Genomic DNA, 1,455 nt, shown 5'->3' on the forward strand with positions numbered 1-1,455 from the left:
TTGAACTGACCCCATAAAGTTAGACAGGTCGTTTCATTAGGCAGCCTTTAGGGCATGAGTTCGATATTGTACCGGACTCATGCCTTTTAGTTTTGCCTTAATTCTTTTGTGATTATAATAATCGATATATTTTTCAAATTCTTGTTTAAAGTGTTCTATGCTTTCAAAATCTTTTAGATAAAGAAATTCAGATTTCATAATACCAAAGAAACTTTCAATAACCGCATTATCGTAACAGTTCCCTTTACGAGACATACTTTGCGTAATCTTGCGTTCCTTTAGGGCGTGCCGATACTTCTTCATTTGATAATGCCAGCCTTGATCAGAGTGAATAAGGAGTTCGTCTTCTTCTGTCAATTGTTGAAAAGACTTCTCCAACATCTTCGATACAAGTGAATAGGTTGGTCTTGAATCAATTGTATAAGCGATTATCTCTCCATTAAATAGATCTAACATCGGTGATAAGTAGAGCTTCTCGCCGCATAATTTAAATTCTGTTATGTCTGTAACCCATTTTTCGTTCGGCTTTTCAGCTTTAAAATTACGTTCTAAAATATTTGGCGCAATCTTACCTACTTGTCCTTTATACGAGCGATATTTTTTCATACGAACTAGACTCTTTAAACCTAACTCTTTCATAATTCGTTGAACTTTTTTATGGTTGATTTTATGTCCTTGGTTCATTAACTCATCGCGAATACGGCGATATCCATAACGACCTTGGTGTTCATCGTAAATGTTTTGAATTAAGATCTTTAGCTCTTTATCTTTATCTGGCCGATTAGAATTCTGTATCCAGTAATAATATGTACTTCGTGGGAGTTCTGCTAATTTTAAAAGTGCCTGCACCGGAAATGCTTTCCTTAGTTCATAGATTACTTGCGCCTTATCTTGTTTGGTGATTTTTCCTTGTTTTGAACTAAGGCATTCAACTTTTTTAAATAAGCATTCTCCATACGCAAACGCTCCAATTCAGCTTGTAATGCTTCTACTGACTCTTCTGTTTGTGTTTGTTTCTTAATTGATTTTTGATTGTCCTTAGTCATAGATTGACGCCCCTTTTTCTTCGATTTAAGGGCGTCTACTCCTTTTTGATGTAGCTGAATACGCCATTTTCTAATAAGTCCAGGTGAAGAAATATTAAAAATAACTGCCGTTTCGTTTGGAGACGTCCCATTTTCGAACATATAATTTAGTACGTCTAGTTTATACTGTGCAGAATACGTTGTATAGCCTTTTTCAAAGGCCTGGATTCCATGATATTCAAATTGTTTTATCCACATGCGAACCACTTCGTGATTCGCTCCCAATGATTTCGCAATATCTTTTATACTCTCACTTCCATCTTGATAATGTATTACTGCATTTATTTTGTCTTCTGAAGTAAATTTAGTCATAAAAAAACTACACCTCCAATTGTTAGACTGTGTCTAACAATTGGGGTGCAGTTCACAT

Annotated in this window: 1 protein-coding gene; it reads right to left on the minus strand. The window is 35.2% G+C overall.

From position 1 onward, the window contains the following. Window positions 1-36 precede the first annotated feature (36 nt). Window positions 37-1,397 (minus strand): IS3 family transposase gene (locus tag MR136_RS28245; protein WP_088338564.1). Its coding sequence is split into 2 segments (ribosomal slippage): window positions 37-941 and window positions 941-1,397, totalling 1,362 coding nucleotides; the frame shifts between segments, so codons are not numbered across the junction. Between the last annotated feature and the right edge of the window lie 58 nt (window positions 1,398-1,455).

It is taken from the genome of Bacillus cereus group sp. BfR-BA-01311, assembly GCF_022664295.1.
GTDB classification, from domain to species: Bacteria; Bacillota; Bacilli; order Bacillales; family Bacillaceae_G; genus Bacillus_A; species Bacillus_A cereus.